This is a genomic window from Clostridium sp. CM028, assembly GCF_030585565.1.
In the GTDB taxonomy this organism is placed as follows: Bacteria; Bacillota; Clostridia; order Clostridiales; family Clostridiaceae; genus Clostridium_AD; species Clostridium_AD estertheticum_B.
This window is the reverse complement of sequence record NZ_CP077766.1, coordinates 3,403,286-3,426,261: the sequence shown is the minus strand read 5'-3', so window position 1 is coordinate 3,426,261 and position 22,976 is coordinate 3,403,286. Positions and strand designations below refer to the sequence as shown.

The 22,976-nt window shown below is 34.0% G+C and carries 18 protein-coding genes; 2 read left to right on the top strand and 16 right to left on the bottom strand.

Annotated elements, in window-relative coordinates; genetic code table 11:
- Positions 1–59: 59 nt before the first annotated feature.
- On the top strand, positions 60–1,355 hold the full coding sequence (gene lysA / locus KTC94_RS16125) for a diaminopimelate decarboxylase (protein ID WP_220286683.1): 1,296 nt from the start codon (positions 60–62) through the stop codon (positions 1,353–1,355).
- A gap of 174 nt (positions 1,356–1,529) precedes the next feature.
- On the opposite strand, the gene KTC94_RS16120 is transcribed toward lysA, so the two are convergent.
- From KTC94_RS16120 to pdxS, 15 genes are all read right to left on the bottom strand, one after another.
- A complete protein-coding gene (locus KTC94_RS16120; protein ID WP_220286682.1) occupies positions 1,530–2,951 on the bottom strand; it encodes an amino acid permease in 1,422 nt (473 codons plus the stop codon).
- Positions 2,952–2,977: 26 nt separating this feature from the next.
- A complete protein-coding gene (gene ord, locus KTC94_RS16115; protein ID WP_165413169.1) occupies positions 2,978–4,024 on the bottom strand; it encodes a 2,4-diaminopentanoate dehydrogenase in 1,047 nt (348 codons plus the stop codon).
- A gap of 56 nt (positions 4,025–4,080) precedes the next feature.
- Complete coding sequence (gene orr, locus KTC94_RS16110) at positions 4,081–5,151, bottom strand: ornithine racemase Orr (protein WP_220286681.1); 1,071 nt, start codon at positions 5,149–5,151, stop codon at positions 4,081–4,083.
- Positions 5,072–6,541, bottom strand: a complete 1,470-nt coding sequence (locus tag KTC94_RS16105; protein WP_220286680.1) for a GlmL-related ornithine degradation protein — start codon at positions 6,539–6,541, stop codon at positions 5,072–5,074. Before KTC94_RS16105 ends, orr begins: the two co-directional genes overlap by 80 nt.
- 15 nt (positions 6,542–6,556) lie before the next feature.
- On the bottom strand, positions 6,557–8,764 hold the full coding sequence (oraE, locus tag KTC94_RS16100) for a D-ornithine 4,5-aminomutase subunit OraE (RefSeq protein ID WP_216301621.1): 2,208 nt from the start codon (positions 8,762–8,764) through the stop codon (positions 6,557–6,559).
- Positions 8,764–9,129, bottom strand: coding sequence for an ornithine aminomutase subunit alpha (locus tag KTC94_RS16095; protein WP_165413165.1), 366 nt, complete (start codon positions 9,127–9,129; stop codon positions 8,764–8,766). The genes oraE and KTC94_RS16095 overlap by 1 nt, the downstream gene beginning before the upstream one ends.
- A gap of 48 nt (positions 9,130–9,177) precedes the next feature.
- Positions 9,178–10,587, bottom strand: a complete 1,410-nt coding sequence (gene ortB / locus KTC94_RS16090; RefSeq protein WP_220286679.1) for a 2-amino-4-oxopentanoate thiolase subunit OrtB — start codon at positions 10,585–10,587, stop codon at positions 9,178–9,180.
- A 28-nt stretch (positions 10,588–10,615) separates the two neighbouring features.
- On the bottom strand, positions 10,616–10,906 hold the full coding sequence (gene ortA / locus KTC94_RS16085; RefSeq protein WP_165413163.1) for a 2-amino-4-oxopentanoate thiolase subunit OrtA: 291 nt from the start codon (positions 10,904–10,906) through the stop codon (positions 10,616–10,618).
- Between the two features lie 261 nt (positions 10,907–11,167).
- Complete coding sequence (locus KTC94_RS16080; protein ID WP_216301619.1) at positions 11,168–12,562, bottom strand: sigma-54-dependent Fis family transcriptional regulator; 1,395 nt, start codon at positions 12,560–12,562, stop codon at positions 11,168–11,170.
- Between the two features lie 638 nt (positions 12,563–13,200).
- The gene (locus KTC94_RS16075) at positions 13,201–14,310 is read right to left on the bottom strand and encodes an ABC transporter permease (protein ID WP_216301618.1); all 1,110 of its coding nucleotides are present in this window, start codon (positions 14,308–14,310) and stop codon (positions 13,201–13,203) included.
- A gap of 3 nt (positions 14,311–14,313) precedes the next feature.
- The gene (locus tag KTC94_RS16070; protein WP_216301617.1) at positions 14,314–15,348 is read right to left on the bottom strand and encodes an ABC transporter permease; all 1,035 of its coding nucleotides are present in this window, start codon (positions 15,346–15,348) and stop codon (positions 14,314–14,316) included.
- Positions 15,336–16,961 carry a sugar ABC transporter ATP-binding protein gene (locus tag KTC94_RS16065; RefSeq protein ID WP_220286678.1) on the bottom strand — a complete coding sequence of 542 codons (1,626 nt, stop codon included), beginning with the start codon at positions 16,959–16,961 and terminating at the stop codon, positions 15,336–15,338. The genes KTC94_RS16070 and KTC94_RS16065 overlap by 13 nt, the downstream gene beginning before the upstream one ends.
- A 163-nt stretch (positions 16,962–17,124) precedes the next feature.
- Positions 17,125–18,336 (bottom strand): DUF3798 domain-containing protein, encoded by a 1,212-nt coding sequence (locus KTC94_RS16060; protein ID WP_258280642.1) that lies wholly within the window; start codon positions 18,334–18,336, stop codon positions 17,125–17,127.
- Between the two features lie 953 nt (positions 18,337–19,289).
- Positions 19,290–19,877, bottom strand: a complete 588-nt coding sequence (gene pdxT, locus KTC94_RS16055; protein WP_220286676.1) for a pyridoxal 5'-phosphate synthase glutaminase subunit PdxT — start codon at positions 19,875–19,877, stop codon at positions 19,290–19,292.
- A gap of 2 nt (positions 19,878–19,879) precedes the next feature.
- Positions 19,880–20,749 carry a pyridoxal 5'-phosphate synthase lyase subunit PdxS gene (pdxS, locus tag KTC94_RS16050; RefSeq protein ID WP_216301614.1) on the bottom strand — a complete coding sequence of 290 codons (870 nt, stop codon included), beginning with the start codon at positions 20,747–20,749 and terminating at the stop codon, positions 19,880–19,882.
- A 272-nt stretch (positions 20,750–21,021) separates the two neighbouring features.
- Here pdxS and KTC94_RS16045 point away from each other — a divergent pair, with 272 nt between their 5' ends.
- Positions 21,022–21,129 (top strand): hypothetical protein, encoded by a 108-nt coding sequence (locus KTC94_RS16045; RefSeq protein WP_216301808.1) that lies wholly within the window; start codon positions 21,022–21,024, stop codon positions 21,127–21,129.
- Between the two features lie 268 nt (positions 21,130–21,397).
- On the opposite strand, the gene KTC94_RS16040 is transcribed toward KTC94_RS16045, so the two are convergent.
- Positions 21,398–22,858 (bottom strand): IS1182 family transposase, encoded by a 1,461-nt coding sequence (locus tag KTC94_RS16040; RefSeq protein WP_220287894.1) that lies wholly within the window; start codon positions 22,856–22,858, stop codon positions 21,398–21,400.
- Positions 22,859–22,976: the final 118 nt, after the last annotated feature.

Genomic DNA, 22,976 nt, shown 5'->3' with positions numbered 1-22,976 from the left:
CAATAACACTTTAAATCGATAATAAAGTAATTTCACAAAATCAACCAGGAGGTGTTTTCATGAAAAGAAATTATATAAATGTAAATGAAAAAGGACATCTAGAGTTTTTTGGATGCGATACGGTAAAATTGGCAGGAGAATTCAAGACGCCTCTTTATGTTATGAGTGAAGACGGAATAAGACAGAGTTGTAAACAGGTGCGCGAGCATTTTATGGATAAATACCCCAATACGCTTGCTTTATATGCCAGCAAAGCTTTCAGCAACATTGCCATGTGCAAAATAATAAAAGAAGAAGGTCTTGGCATAGATGTTGTATCAGGCGGCGAATTATATACCGCATGTAAATCTGGCTTTCCAATGGAAAAAGTATATTTTCATGGCAACAATAAATCGCAAGAAGAGATTGAACTTGGTATAGATAATAATGTTGGCTGCTTTGTTATCGATAGCTTTCACGAAGTGAAACTTTTACAAAAAATAGCCCAAAAGAAAGGTGTTGTAGTAAGGGCTATTTTAAGAATATCCCCTGGCATTTCAGGTCACACACATGAATACATTTCTACTGGACAGTTAGATTCAAAATTTGGCTTCCCTATACAGGGTAATGTTGCTTTTGAGGCTATAGAAATGGTAAGCAAATGTGAAAACATAAAATATAGCGGTATACATTGTCATATAGGTTCACAAATGTTTAACAAGGATGTTTATAAAGAAGCTGTTCATATAATGACAAAATTTATGCTTGATTTAAAGAACAACTTAGGCCTTAAAACAGAAGAGCTAAATATGGGCGGTGGCTTTGGAATCTACTATTCTAATGGCGATAAACCTCTTGAAATGAGTGAGTTTATAGAAGTAATAATGGGTAATATATATGGAGATTGCAAGAAATATTCATTAGAAACTCCTAGAGTTCTCATTGAACCAGGAAGATGGTTAGTCGGAGAAAACGGTATAACCCTTTATACAATAGGAGCTATAAAAGAAATTGAGGGAATAAGAAAATATGTTAGTGTAGATGGTGGTATGGCAGATAATCCAAGACCTGCCCTATATCAAGCTGAAAACGAAGCTATTGTTGCGAATAAGGCTGATAAAGAAAATGAAGACCTTGTAACTATTGCAGGAAGATGCTGTGAATCGGGTGATATGCTGATCCACGATATAAAGCTTCCTAAAATGGAAACAGGTGATATACTTGCAATGCTTACTACAGGAGCCTATAACTACTCGATGTCCAGTAATTACAATAGATTACCGAGACCAGCAGTGATAATGCTAAAGGCTGGTAATTCAAGGTTAGTTGTTAAAAGGGAAACCTATGAGGATATCGTAAGGAATGATTTAGACTAAAAAAGAAAAAAATATTTGTTATTTATTTTAGTAATATATCATTTCCAAAAATCAGTAATCCAAGCTTAATCCCCCCATAATAAAAATAAAAGGCATATCCCGTAGGACTGCCTTTTATTTCCTTTGTAATAATGATTACAAAGACTCTGCGTTAAATCATCTCCTGAAATGTCGTTAAACAGAAATTTTACCCATAGCTGCTGCTATTATCATAACAATCGCCACTATAACCATAACTATCATGGACAACTTTTCTTTCTGAGTAATAGCTTCTTTTTTTTCTTTTTTTGCTTTCAAATAAAAACCTAACCCTAATGCATAAATTACAACTGCTAAACCTAAATATCCAATTCCCACTGCATATATAACATAAATTGAATATATACCTGCAATTACTGCTATAATTTTTTCCTTAAGATGTCCACTTTCTTTATTATATACCTTAAATGCATACATAGAAGATAATAAGTATGGTATTAATATATTAGTAGTACACATATGTGTCACAACAAAATAAGCTTTTTGCAAGCCTGGTGAGAGCATAGCTAGCAACCCTATTTGTGTTGCTACCATTCCAAATAAAAGAGCATTTATAGGCACATTTTTATCATTGTTCTTTTTAAACCATTTAGGCATTAACCCATCCTGTTCTGCTGGAACATATAAAATTTCTGTGGTTATCAAAAGCCAGCAAAGTAAAGCACCCATAACAGAAATTAAAATTCCCACTTTAACTATAATAGCCCCTGCACTTCCCAATGCAGTCTGTGCTAAAACAGCTGCTAATGGAGTTTGTGCTGCAACTAAAGCCTTAGCTGGCAAAATACCCATTGACAATATAGATATTGATACATAAAGTATCGCTGTTATAACAAGTGAGATTATTGTTGCTTTTCCAACCACTATATGAGATTCTGCCCTTTGAGACAAAACTACTAAGCCTTCAACACCTACGAAGCACCATAAAATTGTTCCCATTGCGCCACTTATCTGTTTTCCTATACTAACGGTGTCTCCACTGACTGCTAAAACTGTCTTCCAATTTTCAACATTAAATGTACCTAGTTTAAAAGCTGAAAGGCCAAATACAATTACTAGAATTAGTGGTATAACTTTGCCAATTGTAACTACCAAATTGAGTATACCAGCTTGTCTAATTCCTCTTTTTATTACAAAATAGTATGACCACAAAACAATAGATGCAAGTAAAAATGCTAAAACACGAGGCATTGTGTATCCTTCTCCAATTAAGCTATTTATAGTCTTGAAAATTAAAACAATAAATGCAACATTGCCAAGGAATGAACTTGTAAAGTAACCCCAAGCAGAATTAAAACCTATAAAATCACCATATCCATCTTTAGCATAGGAATAAATTCCCCCGTGTAATTCAGGTTTTTTATTTGAAAGCAAGTAAAATACTAATCCTAGCATTACTACCCCAAAAACTCCAATACCCCATGAAATTAGGACTACCATTGGATTTGTTGTTGTTATTAAATCTGTAGGGCTATTAAAAATACCTGATGCAATCATAGTACCTATGCCTAAAGCAACAAGTAACCCTAGTCCTAATTTTTTATTATTTTCTTCCAATATAAAAAACCTCCTCTAATATCTTTTTACTTTAGTAAATTTCTAACGTCTGATAGTATTGCTCTTGGAACTGGTAAATCGAGCATTGTTTTGAGTCCTGGTTCTGCATTCATTACTAGTGGAATCATATTAACACATATAGCTATTGTAGCGATTCCTCCTGGTATTTCTGGTTTTATTTGAAGGTTCAAGTTTGGAACTCCGTTAATTGTAATATAATCTCCAGTATCAACATTCTCAAGTTCTGGTCTTATCTGCTGAGGATGTTCCATTGTAGCAAATACTTTATCTCCTAAATTTGCATATCCCAATTGGCTACATCCAGCAACCTCTCCAGCATTTACTGAGATAATATCTGTTTTACGTGGCACAGTTGTAACAATTGGTGATTTTTCTTGTCTAATATTATTGAACTTAATATTAAATGCTTCTTCAAACATACCAAATGATTGTAAAAATCCTACGTGCCCATCTACTGTATTGTCTTTAACACCCTGTATAAATGCTTCTGGTTTTAAGCCAATACCTTGCTCAACCATAACTGCCCTGCCAAAGCAAGCTAAGTCATTAACTCTAGTAGCCTTTATGCTATCAACTGTGTCAGAAACTCCTGTAAGCATTATTGCAACTAAATCCATTATAAATCCAGGATTTACTCCAGTTCCTAATATTGAAACCTTATTTTCTTTAGCAATTCTATCCATTTCATCTGATAATTCTGGGTCTAAAGCTCTTGGATAGGACATTTCCTCAGCTGTTGTTACAATATCCATGCCAGCAACTGCTGCCATTTTTATTAATGGAAATACAACTTTTGTAAATGAAGCTGTAGCCATAAGGCAAACCTCTGCAAAACCCTTCTTTATAACATCTCCAGCATTTTTTGTAACTATACATGAATTATCTTCATTTGCTGGAACACCTAACACTTCATAAAGTTTTTTGCCAACCTTACTCGGATCCATGTCAATAGCCCCTACGATAGTAAATCCTTTTTTGCTTAATACCATTCTAGCAATACCGCTTCCCATTGAACCTAATCCCCAAACTACAACTTTTATTTTATTTCTCATAATATTTTCCCCCTCATAATTTTATATTTTACTCTATATGTTAAACTGCGTCTTAATTAATTATTGTAATACTTCTCCACATATGGAGAGGTCATTGCTGCAAGCAAACATCCATAATCTATTTTAAAATCTACTATATCGCCAACTGTTAGTTCTTTTTTACTATCAGTCACATCTAAAATTAAATGGTCGCTACTTGCACCAAAAATGCTTATATCTGTGTCCAAAGGAATTAACCCTTCAACTCTTATATCTTGTCTTCCAATTGCTATAATAGCCCTTTTTCTTATTCCTTTATCTTCAAAGTGAGGTTTATTACCAAAAGCATCCATTCCTATAGTGCCTGTTGGTACTGTTGGTTTACTCTTTATTTCAACTACCTCCCCACTGAGTATAAAGGCATCTTCATAGCAATTAGGTACTGCGAGTCCAAAAGAAGTCTCCCTACCAAGAACTATTGCTTCTCCAATTCTAAGCTGATTTATTTCTTCTGGCATAGTATCATTAATAACCATATATAAACTACTTGAATTCCCCCCTGAAATTATAGGTAACCTTAAACTAAAGTTTTTTTCTATATCTAATTTTAACTTTATAAGCTTACCTAAGTTTTCTGTGTCAGGAATTACCCCACCATAACAAGTAACATTGGTTCCAAGTCCAATTAAATTAATATTATCTAATTTTACTATTTTACTCACAATGGAAGCTACGTCGTCAATCAATACTCCTTCTCTTAAATCCCCTAAATCTACCATTAGTATAACGTTGTGCATCTTATTTAAATCTTTTGCAGCTGCTCCTAGCTTCCTAATTGTGTCGATCTCTGAATTTAAGCTGCAATCGCTATACTTCACAACTTCATAGACTTCGCTTATCATTGGAATTCTAAGCATCATCTTTTTACAATTTAAATCCTTTAGTTTTTTTAGATTTAAGATTCTAGAATCAGCAACCTCAGTCACCCCAGCTCGTAGTATAGCTTCTACAATAGGCTTTTGTGCACAAAATACTTTAGTTACGGATGTAACATCTATATGCTTTTTATTACACATTGCTAGGATTGTTTTTACATTGTGTGTTAATTTTTTCAAGTTCACTTCCACACAAGGATAATTTTTTTTCATATAGATACTCCCCTTTTGAAATGTCGTTAATTCCCATATCCTTTGTTATACCTAAACTTTGAGTTAATAACGCTATTGCCACTTCTTTATTTTCTCTACTTAAAACCCCTGCACAAGCCATAATATAGTTTTTATCTAGAAGCACTTTAGCACCTTTTTTAGGTAGCATTGTAACTTCGTCTTTTAAGTGTCTTATTTCTAGTAGCAAAGCTTCTCCACTCGGAAGCCTTGTAAGCGCCCCTCCGGTACCTATTATATATTTAACCTCAGATAAATCCTTACCATAAGCCACAAAACCACTTTCACCATCATATTTTCTTTTTATAAATCCTACATGCCTATCTATTGCAACGGATATAGCTTTCTTCGCTAGCAGGCTGCTTGCATTTATATCATCCATATCTTCCGGTATAGGTTTTATGTGCAACTTTATATATTCCTTAGTATATTCACCTAAATCCCTAACGTCAAGTAAATCTATTACATTTTTGCTGTTAATAAAAACTCCAAGGTCTCCTTCTACAGTTCTTTTAGCCTTTGGTTCAGGATTTATTAGCATATCTAAAACTATTCTACTTCCTTCTGTAACAGAGTGCACATCCGTGGTAGCCCCTCCTACATCAAAAACTACTAAGTCCCCTATCATATCATATAAAAGTTTTGAGCTCTCCATAACTGCTCCTGGAGTTGGCATTATGCTTCCATTCACCATTTCTTTTATTTTATTCATTCCAGGTGCTTTTACAATATTCTTCTCAAAGGCTTCTTGTATTATTTTCCTTGCAGGCTCCACATTTAACTCATCTATACTTGGATAAACGTTGTCAATTAAATAAAGTTCTTGCCCTTCAAATATCTCTTTTATTTCTTCCCTATTTTCAATATTTCCACAATATACAATGGGTTTGTTATATTTTTCTTGGCTTATAATTTCTGCATTATAAAGAGAGGTTTCCCTTTCACCATAGTCAGTGCCTCCAGCAATCATTATCATATTAGGATTTATATCATGTATTCTCTTTAGATCACTTTTTCGCATCTTCCCAGCAGTAACCATTTTTATGATACCACCAGCACCAAGAGCTGCTTCTCTAGCAGCCTTAACAGTCATTTGCTGCATAAGTCCGTGAACAGTTATTCTAAGTCCCCCTGCAGCACTAGACGTCGCTAACATCTTTTTCCATGTAATTGATTCTCCAATTTGATTTTCAATATCTTTAACAGCATTTTTTAATCCTATAGTTACATCACCATCTATTACTGTTGTACAGCTATTACCTTGAAAAGGTATATCTACAATAACCTGTCCCTTATCATCATAGTATACATTAAAAGCAGTAACCAGGGTAGTGGTGCTACCTATTTCAGCAACAAGATAATTTACCTTCACAAGCAATCGCTCCTTTTATTCTTCTTCTTCATTATCAGGCAAACCCATTAACCTTTTGATTATGAAGGATGCAACAGCTGTACCATTTGATCCACGTCCAAATCCAACATCCATACCGTTTGCTTTAGCTATTTCATCAGTTACTTGTGTACCACCGGAAACAAGTATAATCTTATCTCTTACTCCTTTTTCGATGCAAAGATCACTAAGTTTTTTCATGTTCTTTGTATGAACATCGTTATGGCTAATTATTGTACTACACAATATAGCTTGAGCTTTTGACTCTATAGCTGCATCTACTAGTTTTTCTATTGGACATGAAGTTCCAAGGAAAATTGCTTCTATACCAAATCTTTCAACTCCGCCATGTTTAATATCAATAACTTCGCGAACTCCAACAGAGTGTTCATCTTCACCTACTGTGGCTGCAACAACCTTAAGTGGATGTCCTTTTACATAATCTTTCATTTGTTGATCTGTTAGTGACTTTCTTCTCTTTGGAAGAACTAACTCATCACGTTTTACAGGTGTAAAATCACATACGCCTTTTATTTCCACAAGAGTTCCCTCAGCTTTTTGTAACACTTGTTTATGAATAATTTCTACATTTTTCAAATTCATTCGCGTGCCCATTTCAAGTGCTGCTGCTTCACTAATTTGTTCATTTTCCGGGATACATAAAGTGATTTTTACATACCCGTCTTTAGCCCATTGGACTTCTGGAATTACAGTACCATCTTCTTTAACTTCTTCCATTCTCTTAAATACATTGTCATTATCATCCAATTCATCGATATATTGAATTTTGGAATGGTTACATAATGTACATTCATCTATTGCATCGCAAGGTCTTTTATATTCTTTTGGAACATTATTGTATCCAAAATGGCCACAAACTGGTGCAAAATAATCTGATTCTCTTTTTACAATTGTTCCGACAGCATCTCCGCCCGCAATCTTTCTTGCAATACCATCATCATTTCTTTCTGGATATTGACCAGAATCAATAAAGAATCCTGAATCAACAGCTTTAAAGTATCCACCAACTTCAAGTATTTCCTCAAAGAACAAAATAGCTCTTTCTTGAATTTCTCTTGCCTTTTCTGGTAAATATCCTGTTTTCTTAAGCTCTATCATGTCCATTAATCCATCCATACCTATAAATGCCTGTTTAGCTGTGTTTATAGCATGAATATTATTATAATGCCAAGGAACATTACGTCCTTCATCTGGAGTTATTGTACTTTGAATGTCTGCTGATGTTAGTTCTGATATTAAAAGATTCAAAGTATGTCCAACTGTAGCTTCTCTTTCACAAGACTCTATATACTTAGTATTCATTTGAGCTCTCATTTTGTATCTTTTGAAAAACTCACGAAGTGCTACTGCATAAGGCAGATCATATCTCATACAAGGAGCTGGTGCAGATGTTGGGGGTACAGTTGATAAAGAAATGTTTTCTGGTTTCATTCCAACGAGTTCTGAAAAACAAGAATTTATAGCATGTTGTACCATAAGTTCTGGCATTACCTTATATCCCTTCATAGCTGTTGCGTTTGCATTATGTGCACCATCTATTTGAAGCATTCCTGCATGAGCCATTATACCCTTTGCAACTGCAGCATCAACGAAAGATCTAACCATATTAATATTTCTATAAAGTACATTGTATTGTGGATCTTGATGAGCTCCATTAACGCCTTCTTCTGCGAACATAACCGCTACATCAGGACCGGCAACGCCCGATACATAGGAATGGAAATTAATTTTTCTTCCTACTTCTTCTTCTATTAAATCTATAGCTTTTCTTGTTGCTCTAATTTCTTTTCTAGTTATTGGTACCCCCCCAAACCCTTCTGGGCTTCCTTCTAATAATCCATCAAAGTGACTTTGACCCATTGTCCTTATAACCATTAAATGATCCGCACCATGCCATGCTGCCATTCTCATTCTTCTTATATCATCTTCAAATCTTCCTGAAGCAATTTCTGTCGTAATAACTGCTCTTGGTTGCGGATCTATATTTTCAAAGCTTCTTGCTGCTGGAAGAGGTTGACTCTTCTTTAAAGGTGCTGATATTTCATGATATGTGAATTCTCCAACCTTTCCAGTTTCATTTTCTTCTCTCCAGTGCCATCCTCTCCATTTTGGTTCATACTTATCTAAGTCTTTTAATATTTCTTCTACATTAAGCTTTTCATTTTCTTGTAATTTTTCTTGCATTAGTTCTCACTTCCCTTCATTTTTTCAGATACAATATCCCACCCTATTCCTTTAGAGAGTTCTGCTCCTGCTTTAAGATAGTCCATATTTTTAAGCTTTGCATAAGTTAAAATTACATTTCCTATACCTTTTCCAATCAAATTCCATTTTGCTGCATAAGAAATTATAGGCTGAGCTTGCATACTAGAAAATCCCATTCTAAGTACTACAGAACGTTCAATAGCTGGTGATGTATGCGTATACGCTAAATCCACCATTGGTTTTACAACTTGATTAGTAAGGCTCCAAAATCTTTCATATAACTGATCATTAGTCAAACCTTTCAAATGTTCTCTTCTTTTTTCAAAATCATCTTCTCTTTTCATAAATTAAACTCCCCCTAACATATTTCAAGATTATGTTTTGCAAGATTATTACATTTCTACATTATGCTGTTTTAATATTTCTACTATTTCTTCTTTAGACATTTTTGTTTCTAAAGACAAAAACTCAATATCAACCTGCTGCACTCTATTCTCAATCAATTTCTTAATAACATTTTTCATGTAGGAATTCTTCAACCCTTCCATGTCTATATCTGTGACTGTTACTATTGATGGATGAGACGGAATTACTATATTCTCGCCAGGTACTTGCTGGCTAGGATTACCCACATAAACTTTAATCCCATTTTCTTTAGCAAAATTAAGCTGAGGCAATAAATGTTTTCCAGCTCCCGTATATTCAGTTTCTTGGACAACGATTACGGCATCATCATCGTATTCCTGAGCAATTGCAAAAGCTGCTACTAGGGATACATTTCCTGCTGGACCTCTTTCTAAGCCTTCAAGCTGAGCTAATATTTCAGTCATCCAAAATACTTCACCTTGAGTAGTTGTTACATATCTATCTAAATACCTTAATGGTCTAGCCGCGCTCCTAGGTACATCTGATCTATCTGGATAAGTCATAAATGGAATTCCAAATCCTGTATGGCCTGTGGTAAACGATTTCTTGTTAAAGTCTATATCAGATGCCATATGCAATCCAGAAAGGTCAACCGATGCCCCTATTATCTTTGTTTCCACTGCACCTGCCCTAATAAGTCCTCTTGCAGTACCAGTAACATTTCCACCACCTGCATGAGTTATAATAACTGCATCAGGATCTTTTCCTAATTTTTCTCTACACTGCTCAGCTATTTCATATCCTAAAGTTTCAATTCCTGCTACACCGTACGAGGAATATAATGAAGCATTGTAATAACCTGTATCTTCAAGTATCTTTAGATAAGTATAAAATAATTCAGGACCTACGGAAAGTCTAACAACTTCTGATCCAAACCCCTCACACTTTCTTCCTTTTTCTAATATTTCTGGTTGTCCTATTTTTCTTGAATCATAACATTCATTTGCTATTATACATTTAAGGCCTCTAATATTTGCTTGAGATGCAACCGCTGCTCCATAATTACCTGACGTAGCTGCCCCTACGCCTTTGTACCCTCTCTTCATTGCATCAAATACAGATATGCATGCTCTTCTATCTTTAAAACTTCCGGATGGGTTGCAGCTTTCATCCTTTACAAATATTCTAGCCGCACGTCCAGTCTTAGAAACCTTTCTTGCTAATTTTGTTATATTTCTTAGTTCAAGAAGTGGAGTATTTCCTACCCCTACATCATTTTGAATTTCTTTAACTTCTGCAAATGAGTATTCAACATCTCTCATCAAAGCTTCATAATCAAATGAAAGCTTACCAGTTTCGTATTTACTATAATCTATTCCTATAGATTTAAGAATTATTTCATTCTTTCGGGCCATAAGCTCATCATATTTATTCATACTTTATAACCTCCTCTTAAATTATCACCTACTGTGCTATTATTTCCCTAGCTTGTCTTCCTATATTACTTATTTCTTCAACATACTTACCATAGGTGTGGTAATATCCTGGCTCTATTTCAACAACTTTACCTTTAGCAATTCTGCCTACATTAGTTTCAACTTGCACTTCATCTCCTAATTCACAATCACTAAGGCACTTCCCTCTTATCCAACATTTAAGAGGAGTTTTCTTTGTCTCATCTGGTATATTTAAAGCTCTGTCTTCTGGCATTAAAACGATTTCTTCTACTTCAACCCAGATGCCTTTTTTTATCATAATTTATACCTCCCAAATTTAATATTTATTAAAGCACTTTATTGATATACTCACTTTAATATACAGCAATTACCATGCCAAGTAAAAAACACATGCTTTTAAGCCATCGCTCAAATACATGTGTTTTGAATTCGCAAAATATTCTGCATCTTTTTTTTATAATTGAGAATTAAGCCTAGTAATTTTAGGTAACCTCAGTGTTTCTTGGGATTAGCTATATGCGCAAATTATTTTGCATGCATAGCAAAAAATTTTGCTATTTTAAAATTTTTCTATTATTTTATGTATCTTTATTTTATATTGAAGATTTTGTCTTGAAATATTAAGGTCTCTAGCAGTCTTACTAACATTATAATTATTTTTTCCCAACATTTTTTTTATTAAGTTTTTTTCAATATTACTCATATAACTTTCTAAATCAAAGCTCTCATATGTATTTGATATAACGTCATGAACATTTTCACAATTTTCATGTGTTATTATAGAATCAAAATAGTTTTCTGTTAGAATGGAATTATTGTCCGCCATATTCATTGCAGCTTCAATAACATTTGTTAATTCACGAATATTTCCCGGCCAATTATATTCTTGGAGTTTTCTCATCATATCTTCATCGATACCCCTTATATTCTTACATAGAATTTTATTATATTTTTCGATTATTTTGTCTACGAATATAGTAATATCCTCTTTTCTTTCTCTTAATGGGGGTATATTTATTCTCATTACACCTACCCTATAATAAAAATCTTTCCTCAATTTACCACTCTCAATAAGTTTCTCTGGTTCCTCATTTAACGTAGCTATTATTCTAACGTCAATATATATGCTTTTGGTACTTCCCACAGGCCTTATATAACCATCTTGAAGTACTCTTAAAAGTTTAGATTGAAGATACGGTTCTAAAGAATTAACCTCATCTAATAAAAGAGTTCCATGATTTGCCTCTTCAAATAATCCCTTTTTATTCTCTGCCCCTGTAAACCCTCCCTTTTCTGTACCAAAAAGCATTCCCTCTAGTAATAGGGCAGGAATAGCTGCACAATTTATAGGTATAAAAGGCTTCTCTTTTCTTAATCCATCATAATGAATGCTTTGAGAAAAAACTTCTTTTCCTGATCCAGTTTCTCCATATAATAGTACAGATGAACTTGACATGCTAGCTTTTTTAGCTTTTTCTATAACACTTTTCATAGCAGGATTGTCACCATATATATCACTAAAAGTAAAATGTCTATGAATTTTTTTATTTAAATTTTGCAGTTTACAAACGTTTTCAGTTAGTTCTTTTAGCTGAGTCATGTCTTTAGCTATTTCAATCACTGCTACAACTTTATTATTTAATGTTACTGGCACAGTAGTATTTATAGTAGTGACTTTTTTCTTATATCCATTACCATAATGTTGTATTAAATCCACAATTTTTTTACCGGTCTTTAATACGCTCATAAGTGTAGATTCATCATCTTTTACATCCTCTAGATACTCATTAACCTTTTTCCCTATTACTTCTTTACTATCTACACCTTCTACTTTTCCCATGGCACTATTATAATATATAGTTTTGCCCTCACAATCTATTACTTGAATTCCTTCCTCCAAATTTTCTAATAGACATTCTAATACCTTGTCTGCGTTTAGAAATTTACTATCCATACTTTATCTTTAGTGAGATCTTGTATAAAAGGTACACAAACCCACTAAATACTCACTTCCTTTCTATATCTGATGTATAGCATGTTAATAGTAGACAATTAAAGTTTATCTACTTTCTAATTATGAAAAAAGATTACACCCATGGATAAATCAAGTATTTAATATTACAATATTTTTATAGTTACCATATTTTTTTACATTAAATCTATTTATTATTATTTTCATTATATCATACAAAAATTGTATTGAGAATTTTACATTTAAAATTAGCTAAAGCCATGATTGATCTTTTCAGATTATATTGGAGTTTTAACAAAGTTAACAAAAGCATTCGCAGTGACTGATTCAGAATTATTATCTGAATTTGGTTGGAATATATGGGATAACGACAGATATTTAGTCTTCTAAGACAGGAAATCCAACTTATTAGACACTTATAATTTTAAGACCTTGTAGCATATTATCAATTCTTTTTTAGGTCAAAATGCGAATTAAACTTTCCTTAACACAGGTAATCTTCTAGTATGATATTTAATTACCCCCAGATTAAAAATAAGCCCCTGATTTAGAAGTGTACTCCTAAATCTAGGGCTTATGTCTTTCATATTGTTTACACTAATATATTTTTAACATATTAATTATTTACCAGACTGTTTTTCCATGTCCAGCTGAAAACTGTGACGCTCCATCTCTTTATCCTTTTGACGTTTCCAAGCGTGGAGAACTAGCGCTATGGTAACAACTCCATAGGATATAAACATACGGAAGTATTCCCCAATCATGGCCGATCCAGTAATATATTTACCTGCCATTGGCATGACTATAAACATTAAATGAAATAGCGCAGTACCAACAATGGCATTTGGGATAGAAGCTTTAGTAACCGTTGCACCACCAACTAAAAGTGACGCAGCTGCAAAAAGGGCTGCTTGATCCGCTCCATTATAGGTATTCATAGTCCCTATATTTTGCAAATAAATTATTTGTCCAAAGCAAGCAAGAACTGTTGAAATTACGATGGACTGAATACGTGTCTTATCAACATCAATTCCCGCAGTATCAGCTACATTCATGTCAAGTCCTACAGCTCTCATATCCTGACCCATTTTTGTTTTTTTAAACCAAACAGTGAAGACACAAATCAAACCTATAATCAAAAAGGTTCCAACTGGAATACTTATATTACCTATTTTTATTAAAATTAGGGTGTCAAATCCTTTAGCTACATTCAAGTTCAAAGCATTACGTACACCATATCCTTTAGAAAGGAGCATTGAACTAGTCTTAAATGGTATTATAGATCCGCACAGGTATAAAAGGAAAAATTGATAGATACCTGCGATAAAAAGACCTAGAACCATGGAAGTAATCATCTCACGTCCTTTAGCCCTATTTAGTACAAGGCCACAAAAATATCCCAGGCCTATAGCTATAGGAGCTGCAACAATTGCCGCAAGTAGTAGTCCAGGAGCTCCTGTAATACCCCAGTCAGTGATAAATATCAATCCAATTTGGCCTGCCATAGCACCTAAAATCATCCCAAAGTTGATACCCATTCCCGCCATAATAGGAAGCAGCAGTGATAATACTAGGAAAGAGTTTCTTGCGAGCCTCGTTATAATCTGATCCACCAAATAACTTCCAGAATACTGTGAAAGCGGTATTGCTATTATGCTGATGATTAAAAACATTAACGGCACAACACTGCCCGTAAGTAATGGGCCTATTTTTTTCTTATCAAATTTCATGACCTACCTCCCTTTCCGCGTCAGTGCATATACAATCAATCCGTTAGAAACTATTATTCGGATGATTTCAGACATATCAATATTTATGGCGCTGTTTATCACTGACGGCGTCATTGTCAAAATACCTTGAAACAAAAATGTTCCAATAACTACATTGGCAATTGTTGCTTTATTAACGCAGGCGCCTCCAAGTAGAACAGCTGCCACCGATGGAAATACAAATGCTAAGGGAGAGTTGAACATTTGAACAAAACCAAAGCTTTGCTGAAAAACAATCATACCAACTGCCGCTAGCATTGTTGACAGCATTACTGATACTACTCTCATTTTATTAATATTAATTCCTGACGCCCTTGCATAATCCGGATTAGAGCCCACCGCTGTAATAGCTGTACCAATCTTTGTTTTAAAAAATCCCCAAACTATCAAACACATAAGAATAAAAAATAAAATCATTCCTGTAGGGATAATTAGATATTTTGAAACAGGAATTTTTAAGATATCACTAAGTACATGTATCCAGTACTCTTCAAGACTAATTGTGACCCTAAGCCCCTCACCTTTGAACCCCATAACACTTGCTGGGTTTTTAAAGGGAAGTTTGAGCCATAATATATTCATTAAAAAGACGAACGAGAAACCCACATATGTGGCTATAATCATTTCATCGCCTTTAACTCGATTTAGAAGCAATCCATAAAGAAAACCCAAAACTGCGGCCATAGCAAGTCCTACTAGAAAGGCTACTCCGATTCCTGCCATACCTGTAAGATTAAGCTCTAGGCTCACCACGGCCCCCATCATTCCTGATATAAGGCCTACTGGAACACCAAAGTTCAGGCCACATCCTGATTGAATCATAGGCACCATAGAAAGTACCATAATACCACTCATACCAAAACGCACAATAACATCATTTAAAGATGCATCAACCTTTACCCCGAAAATAGGAGCGACAATAAATAATGCTAAAAGGAACATGGCAATGATGATGCGAGCCCATCCAAAGTTTTTGATGAATTTATTTATCTGAGCCATGTTTTTTCACCCTCTTCGTTTATCTTAAATTCTCCCGCCATTAATAACCCAAAATCAACTACAGGAGCATCTGGTGGCAGAATACCAAATATTTTCCCTTCACAAACAATAGCTATCCTATCACTAATAGATTTAAGTTCTTCCAGTTCTGAGGATATTATAACTATAGTTGTGTTGTTTTCTTCGTTATATTTTCTTAATGCATCTAAAACCAATTTTTTTGCTCCAACATCTATACCGCGGGTAGGCTCAGAGACAAAAAGTAACTTTGGCTTCATAGCAAATGCCTTTGCAAGGCAAACTTTTTGTTGATTTCCACCTGAGAGATTACGCACTGGCTGACGCTGGCTAGTGCACCGAATTTCTAGTGACTTTATGTATTCCAGCGCACATGCTTTCATAGCTTTCTCATCACGCCACTTAATCGCCCCCCCTAAATAACTTTTAAGAAATTTGTTTTGTACTTGCATGGCATTAAAAGCAATATTCCAGTCAATAGGTTCATCTAAAAGTAATCCAACACCTCTACGGTCCTCAGATACAAATGCTATGCCACTTTGTAGCGCATTTAATGTATTGTTTAAACGGAGTGGTTTATCCTCAAAGAAAATCTCCCCGCCTGACATAAAAAGTCCCATAATTCCATTAGGAATTCCAAGCTTACCTTGCCCTGCAAGACCACCAATACCTAAAATTTCACCTCTACGAACCTTTAATGAAACATTTTTAATTGTTTCACCAGGCATGTCCACCCAGAGATTTCGAGTTTCGAAAATTATATCCTTTTCGTCAATTTTTACTACTGGCCTTATATATTTAGCTTCTGCATCAACATCTCTACCTACCATCCATTCCGCAATTTGTCTTACATCCACATTCTCTGCTGGTGTCTCTACAACAACTAACCCATCCCTGAGTACAACAATAGTATCGCAAATGGCTGTTATTTCATGAAGTCTGTGAGATATAAACACAATGGAAATACCGATATCTGCAAGAAGCCTCATAGATTTCAATAGAACCTCAGCTTCAGATTCTGTAAGTACTGCAGTTGGCTCATCCAAAACAATAAGTTTAACCCCACTTCTGTTAATTTCACGTGCTATTTCTATAAATTGCTTATGCCCAACTGGCATTTCAGATACCAGTGTTTCTGTATCCAGCCGAACCCCTAATGTATCTATGGCCTTTTGAGCGCTCTTTCGAATTTCTGGTAAGTCTATAGTTTCCATACGTTTACCTAGGACCTTTGAAATCAAGCTTTTCTTGGTCTTTTCCATGTTAAGAAGTACATTCTCTCCTACCGTAAATCCAGGAATTAGTGAAAATTCTTGGTGTACCATTCCTATTCCTGCTTTTAAAGCATCCACAGGGCTCTTGAATTTGATTTTTTCTCCATTTAAATAAACAGAACCTTCATAACCGCCAGTTTCAGAAATCACCTTCATACCAAATAAGATATTCATCAATGTAGATTTGCCCGCTCCATTCTCTCCGACAAGTCCCAATATCTTTCCTTTTTCAAGTGTGAAACTTATATCTTTAAGCACTCTGTTTCCGTCATATTCTTTGCCAACGCCTTCTACCTTAAGTAGTACATTTTCTGTAGACAATAAATTCACCTCTATCCCAACATAAGGAAAATTACTTTGCACACATATGCAAGCAAAGCAATTCACACTTATTTGGTTATAATAATAATAATAATAATAATAATAATAATACACTGAGAATAGTCTATATAGACCGCTTCCTAAATGTTCAATATTTTTTAGCTTATTTTGTAAGCTTATATTGTGCTGGTACAACTTCTTTACTGTTACCTAGGTATCCTTTTCCAAATACATAAGTGTCTTGATAAATCATTACGTGGTTAGAAATCTCGTTTCCACTAACTCTATCTGTATACAGTGAACCATTCCACTCAGCGCCTGGTGTATATGCACCAAATGCCTTTATTACATCAGAAAGATTGCCCTTTTGCATTGTGCCTTCTACCACGTTCTTGCCATATTCTACTAAACCTTCACTAGCTGTGTATCCATAAGAAAATGCCCATGTACCCATTCTTTCAGAACCACCTTTAGCAACTACAGTTTCTTCAACTTTTTTAAGGATAGCAGGCCAATCTCCAGCTTCTTCTTTTAAATCAATACCGAATGCACCCGGATACCCCATTACTGGTGAAGGAAGATCTGGTTCAACAAATATCGCCCCCAGTTCTGCAACACGTTTTAGAAGTGGCTCTGTTTGAGCATCATTTGTGCAGAAAAATGCTGTATCTTCTCCATATTTTTCAACCCATGCAGGCATTTTTTCAAGAATAAATTGTTGTGCTCCTGGAACTCCAACGTCACTGGTAGGGTCTGGAGCTGTTTCAAATACGAATTTAATTCCTAAGTCTTTACAAGCTTGTTCCATAATATTTTTTCTGAGTGAAAGAAGTTCTATACTCATATGTCTAGGGAAAGAAATGTGCACGAAAGTTTTTGCGCCCATCTTTTTCGCAGCGAGTATCATAAGGTATCCACGGCTTACGTTATCAGGATCCACAACTAAATCCGCAGCTTCTTCAATCATAGCACTATCTTCTTGAGAAGAATTAGCTAACAATAATATATCAGGTCTTTTTTCACGAATCTGCTTAAATGCTGCAACAGTACCTGGAACTGCTTGATTTACTACTATTACTTTCATGTCTGCATCATCTGCAAGACCAGTAATTGTTCCAATAGTAGTTTCTAGTTCTTGCGTAAAATTATCTGGATAAGTAACATGCTTTATCATTCCGCCGGAAGCAGCATCGCCATACTTTTTAATCATTGCTTCGGCACCACGCAACTCATCCTCACCTTGTGATACAGTACCCGTAACAATACCAATGTGCATCTTTTTCGCCTCATCTCCAGCAGGTGTTTTTTTTGCGCACCCTACCACACCTAATGTTAGAACTAAACTTAAACCAATTGCTAATGATCTTTTTAACATTATAAGTCCCCCTTTTTTCATTTTTCAGAGTAATTCTCATTTATAATACAAAAATCCTAAGTATAATAGCTCCCTGCTTAGCAGGAATTAGTTTTACAAAAAATTTAGCATCCAAGTTATAGATTGTAAAAATTCGAATGATTTCAGAGAAATTCAGTGGTCTTAATAATTCATATTCTGATTTCATTCTTTGATTCTTTGATTCTTTGATTCTTTGATTCTTTGATTCTTTGATTCTTTGATTCTCTGTATCATTTCATGATTCACTATACACGTTGTCCTTTTTTTTCATACAATTGAAATAATTCACAATAAAAAATTCATTTTATAAAATATTGGTACTATTCACATTCTTATTATTTATATATAATACAAGGTTTAATATCCTTTGTCAAGATATAAATAAATTATGAACTCGCGACTATTAAAAGCTACATATCCCAGTATCTACCTTCAAAGAGATATATGAACTTTTTGTTTTTATCGCTTTTTTCATAGCAAATATGCGCAAGTTTAAACCCATATTGTTTAACTATTTACTTTTCTTGGATTATTAAACGCTTCTGTTAATCGACCCTATAATGACCATAAAATTCTAACTTTATGCAATTAATTCCTTTTCAATAAAGAAATCAGCACCTCTGTTATTAAACAGAAGTGCTGATTTTTCTTAAAATCACTTGCTAAATTGAAAATCTTTCAAAATTAATCTAAGAACAATGTTGTGAGGATCTCAAGTGACACAAAAGACAGCTACCAAAACTACCATCAATGTATGCCTTATCACCTACCTTGGCTTTTACAAGACTATTAGTAAAGTCACCAAGTTGATAAATGTTTACCCTAAGAGCTGCCTACTATTGCAGATTATTTTAAGTATAAATAAACATCCCATACATTTTAATTTTCAAATAAGTTCGAAACTTAAAATGTATGGGAATAATATTAATTTATTAATAAAGCTTTGTATTATTAGAGCTGCACATTTTTATGAAATATTTATGAACTTCTAAGCTATCAGTAAGTTCCGGATGGAAAGACGTAGCAAACATATTATTTTGTTTTGCTGCTACAATTTTCCCATCAAGAGTACATATTATTTTAACATCCCTCGAAACTTCTGTAATTAATGGACCTCGAATAAAAACTAGTGGCAATGGCTCACTTGAAATCTTATCGATTACAACACTCCTTTTAAAGCTATCGATTTGGCTTCCGTAGGCATTTCTTTTTACTTTTATATCCATAATTTTAAGATATTCATTGTCTGTTCCCTCAATGTATTTAGCAAGTAGTATCATACCAGCACAAGTTCCCCACACAGGTAATCCTGAGAGTATTTTTTCTCTTAAAGGCATAATCATATTTCTTTCCTTTAAAATTTTCCCTATCGTTGTACTTTCCCCACCTGGTAAAATGATCCCTTGTATATCTTTGATATCCTCAATTTTCTTAATCTCTGCAGCTTCATGACCAAGCTTATTAATATGATTTATATGTTCTATTACACCACCCTGAAGTGATAAAACTCCAATTCTCAATTTTACCATCCTCTTTCTGAAAACTTCTCTTTAATCTCGCTTATTTCTAGGCCACTCATTGCTTCTCCAAGGTTTTCAGAAACTTCTGCTATAACTTTTGGATCATTATAGTATGTAGTTGCTAAAACTATAGCTTTTGCTACAGCCTGTGGATTTTCCGCTTTAAATATTGCTGAACCAACAAAAACTCCTTCTGCCCCAAGTTGCATCATGAGTGCTGCATCAGCTGGCGTTGCTATTCCACCTGCAGCGAAATTTACTACTGGAAGTTTACCATTTTCCCATACATATTCAATTAAATTAATTGGGGCACCAAAGTCTTTAGCAATTGTCATTAGCTCTTCTTTTGGAGCATTTTTCACTTTTCTAATTTCATCCATTATACATCTCATGTGCCTGACAGCTTCTACTACATTTCCTGTGCCTGCTTCACCTTTTGTTCTTATCATTGCAGCACCTTCTCCAATCCTTCTTAGTGCCTCTCCTAAATTTCTTGCTCCACAAACATAAGGAACTTTAAAATTCCATTTATTTATATGATACTGCTCATCTGCTGGAGTCAAAACTTCACTTTCATCTATAAAATCTACCCCTATTTCCTGCAAAATTTGTGCCTCAACAAAATGTCCTATCCTACCTTTAGCCATTACTGGAATAGAAACGGCTGCCTTTATTTCTTTAATCATTCTAGGGTCAGACATTCTAGCCACACCACCCTCTTTTCTAATATCTGATGGTACTCTCTCTAGTGCCATTACCGCACAAGCCCCTGCCTTTTCTGCAATTATTGCCTGTTCCACATTCACAACGTCCATTATTACTCCGCCCTTTAGCATTTGAGCTAAATTTTTATTAATTTCATATCTTTCCATAGAATAACCTCCAAAAAATTTATTTAATAGTAAAAGTATACCATATGTATATAGCATATAATAGTGTATGGATACACTTATAGTCTAAGCGGTAAATAAAAAAAGCTTTACATTAAACTATTTTACTAATGGCAAATAATCATTAAATAAATTAAACAAGGGGAGCTCATATTATGAGTTGTAGTGTTGGTCCAGTATAAATTCACTTTACTATCAAAATGTTGAAATAGATAAAAATATAGTTACCATCCCGGCAATAAACTTCCACTTATATACAAATAGAATACAATGGACAAAGGTATTTTAGGGTTGGTATTTCTGCGAATATTGATACGGCTTCACTAAATGCTTTATTTAGTGATATTAATAGAAGAAGCTAATTGCCCCGTACCTGGCGCACTAATAGAAGGAGCTTAACCATTTTCGGTCAAGCTCCTTTTATTAGTGTCTTCACTTGTTATATTATAAGCTGACTGACAATCACCTTATAATATATTTCACCAAAATAAAAACCACTAAGTTAAACTGAGGCCGCTGAAAAAAGCACTCTTTATTTAGTAGAGTTTTCAAGCTTGAATAGAAAAAGCATGAGATATCCATATTTGGGATATCTCATGCTTTTTATTTTATAATTAAGTTTTAAAAGCCCTATTTCATGCTTTTCAACTTAATTATTCTCTTTAGATTCACAGTGAAGATTGATAATGCACCTTGCATTTGCATGCTAATTAAGCCTGACGATATTGCTACATCATAGCTATGTTGGTGCTTAAGTTCACTGTTTTTAGCCTCTATCATATAACGTTCCCTAGCTCGTTTTTTAAAATATTCACTTTTTTCGAACTCTATTTGATCTTTGTGAGTATTTGACTTTATTGAAACTGAATAAGTTTTAGATTTAGCGCCTTCTTTATAACACCCATCTTTATGAACACAATTTTTACACTTTTCTACATTAAAATAGTAGGTTAGCACTTGATTTTTACCAACATTCTTCTTTCCCTGTTTTGCTTTTTTAATAGCCATATGACCTGCCGGACATACAAATAAACCAGCATCTTTATTAAACTCAAATTCATCTTCTTTTTTTCGCATTCCTTGTGAAATTACAGGATTTAGTCTTGAAATTAATGCAATTTTATTTTCTTTTGTATATTCTAGGTTTTTCTTTTCAGAATAAGCTGTATCTCCAATTACTTCATTTACATCTATACCAGCCTCACGGCTTTTTTCTATTAAGGTTATGAGCTCCTTTCCATCACTTTTTTCGCCAGTTGTAATAACAGCTGCTGTAATTAAACGTTCTTCACTCATAGCAAGGTGTGATTTATATCCAAAAAAAGAACTATCCTCAGTTTTATGCCCCACTTTTGCATCCTCATCTTTTGATATTTTTAGATTTTCTAAGTCATCATTAATAGCTTCCATTAAGTAGTTTAATTTAGTTTTCACAGCTGGATTTGCTGCAGTTTCTGGCTTCTCGTTTATGGTATCAATTAATAATTTGCAGTACTCAAGAATATCTTCAAGTACTCCAGTTGTAACTTTATTAGGTAACTCTTCTTTAATACCAGGATGTACTCCGTACAATGTTTTTCTTAAGTTTTTTGCACGTTTCAATAATTCCTCGCTTGCTGACTTTTGGTTATAACGTGACTTGGTATGCGTAGCATCAACTATTATTGCTTTACTTTTTAAAACCCCCTCTTTTATAGCAAGTTCTACAGTCTTGTTTATTAATAAATCCAATAAATTCATGTCTTTAAGGCGAAGCTTTCTAAATTTAGTTAGTGTACTTGAGTTTATTAAATTTGTTTCTTCTGGGGCTAAATTTAGAAAATATTTAAAGGACATGTCATAAAGAGTTCTTTCAACAACATCTTCATCAGACAATTCATATATTACTTTCAAAAGTAAATATTTAAATAGCATTATGGGGTTAATAGCACCTCTACCCATAGATGAACTATAGTTAATCATCAATTCGTCATAAACAAATGAAAAGTCAACAAGGTCATTAATTTGCTTTAAAATGTTATCTTTCGGAATAATTAACGAATATAAGCTATGGTATGTATTTATTTTTATTTCCAATTGTCCTTTTAGCATAATAGTTTAGCCCCTTTTATTTTATTCTACTATACTAATTCGACATATCTTTTAAAATTCCTTTTTGTTTTTTAGTCTTTTATATAAAAAAATCGCCATCTTTAATTAGATGACGATT

Excerpts from the sequence above, each read along its gene's own strand:
- KTC94_RS16080 (WP_216301619.1), bottom strand. The coding sequence starts at position 12,562 with ATGGATAGTAAATTTCTAAACGCAGACAAGGTATTAGAATGTCTATTA.
- KTC94_RS16095 (WP_165413165.1), bottom strand. The coding sequence starts at position 9,129 with ATGAAAAGAGAAGATGATTTTGAAAAAAGAAGAGAACATTTGAAAGGT.
- orr (WP_220286681.1), bottom strand. The coding sequence starts at position 5,151 with ATGAAAAAAAATTATCCTTGTGTGGAAGTGAACTTGAAAAAATTAACA.
- KTC94_RS16040 (WP_220287894.1), bottom strand. The coding sequence starts at position 22,858 with ATGCTAAAAGGACAATTGGAAATAAAAATAAATACATACCATAGCTTA.
- ortA (WP_165413163.1), bottom strand. The coding sequence starts at position 10,906 with ATGATAAAAAAAGGCATCTGGGTTGAAGTAGAAGAAATCGTTTTAATG.
- oraE (WP_216301621.1), bottom strand. The coding sequence starts at position 8,764 with ATGCAAGAAAAATTACAAGAAAATGAAAAGCTTAATGTAGAAGAAATA.
- KTC94_RS16060 (WP_258280642.1), bottom strand. The coding sequence starts at position 18,336 with ATGTTAAAAAGATCATTAGCAATTGGTTTAAGTTTAGTTCTAACATTA.
- ortB (WP_220286679.1), bottom strand. The coding sequence starts at position 10,587 with ATGAATAAATATGATGAGCTTATGGCCCGAAAGAATGAAATAATTCTT.
- pdxS (WP_216301614.1), bottom strand. The coding sequence starts at position 20,749 with ATGGAAAGATATGAAATTAATAAAAATTTAGCTCAAATGCTAAAGGGC.
- KTC94_RS16075 (WP_216301618.1), bottom strand. The coding sequence starts at position 14,310 with ATGAAATTTGATAAGAAAAAAATAGGCCCATTACTTACGGGCAGTGTT.
- ord (WP_165413169.1), bottom strand. The coding sequence starts at position 4,024 with ATGAGAAATAAAATAAAAGTTGTAGTTTGGGGATTAGGTTCAATGGGA.
- KTC94_RS16070 (WP_216301617.1), bottom strand. The coding sequence starts at position 15,348 with ATGGCTCAGATAAATAAATTCATCAAAAACTTTGGATGGGCTCGCATC.
- lysA (WP_220286683.1), top strand. The coding sequence starts at position 60 with ATGAAAAGAAATTATATAAATGTAAATGAAAAAGGACATCTAGAGTTT.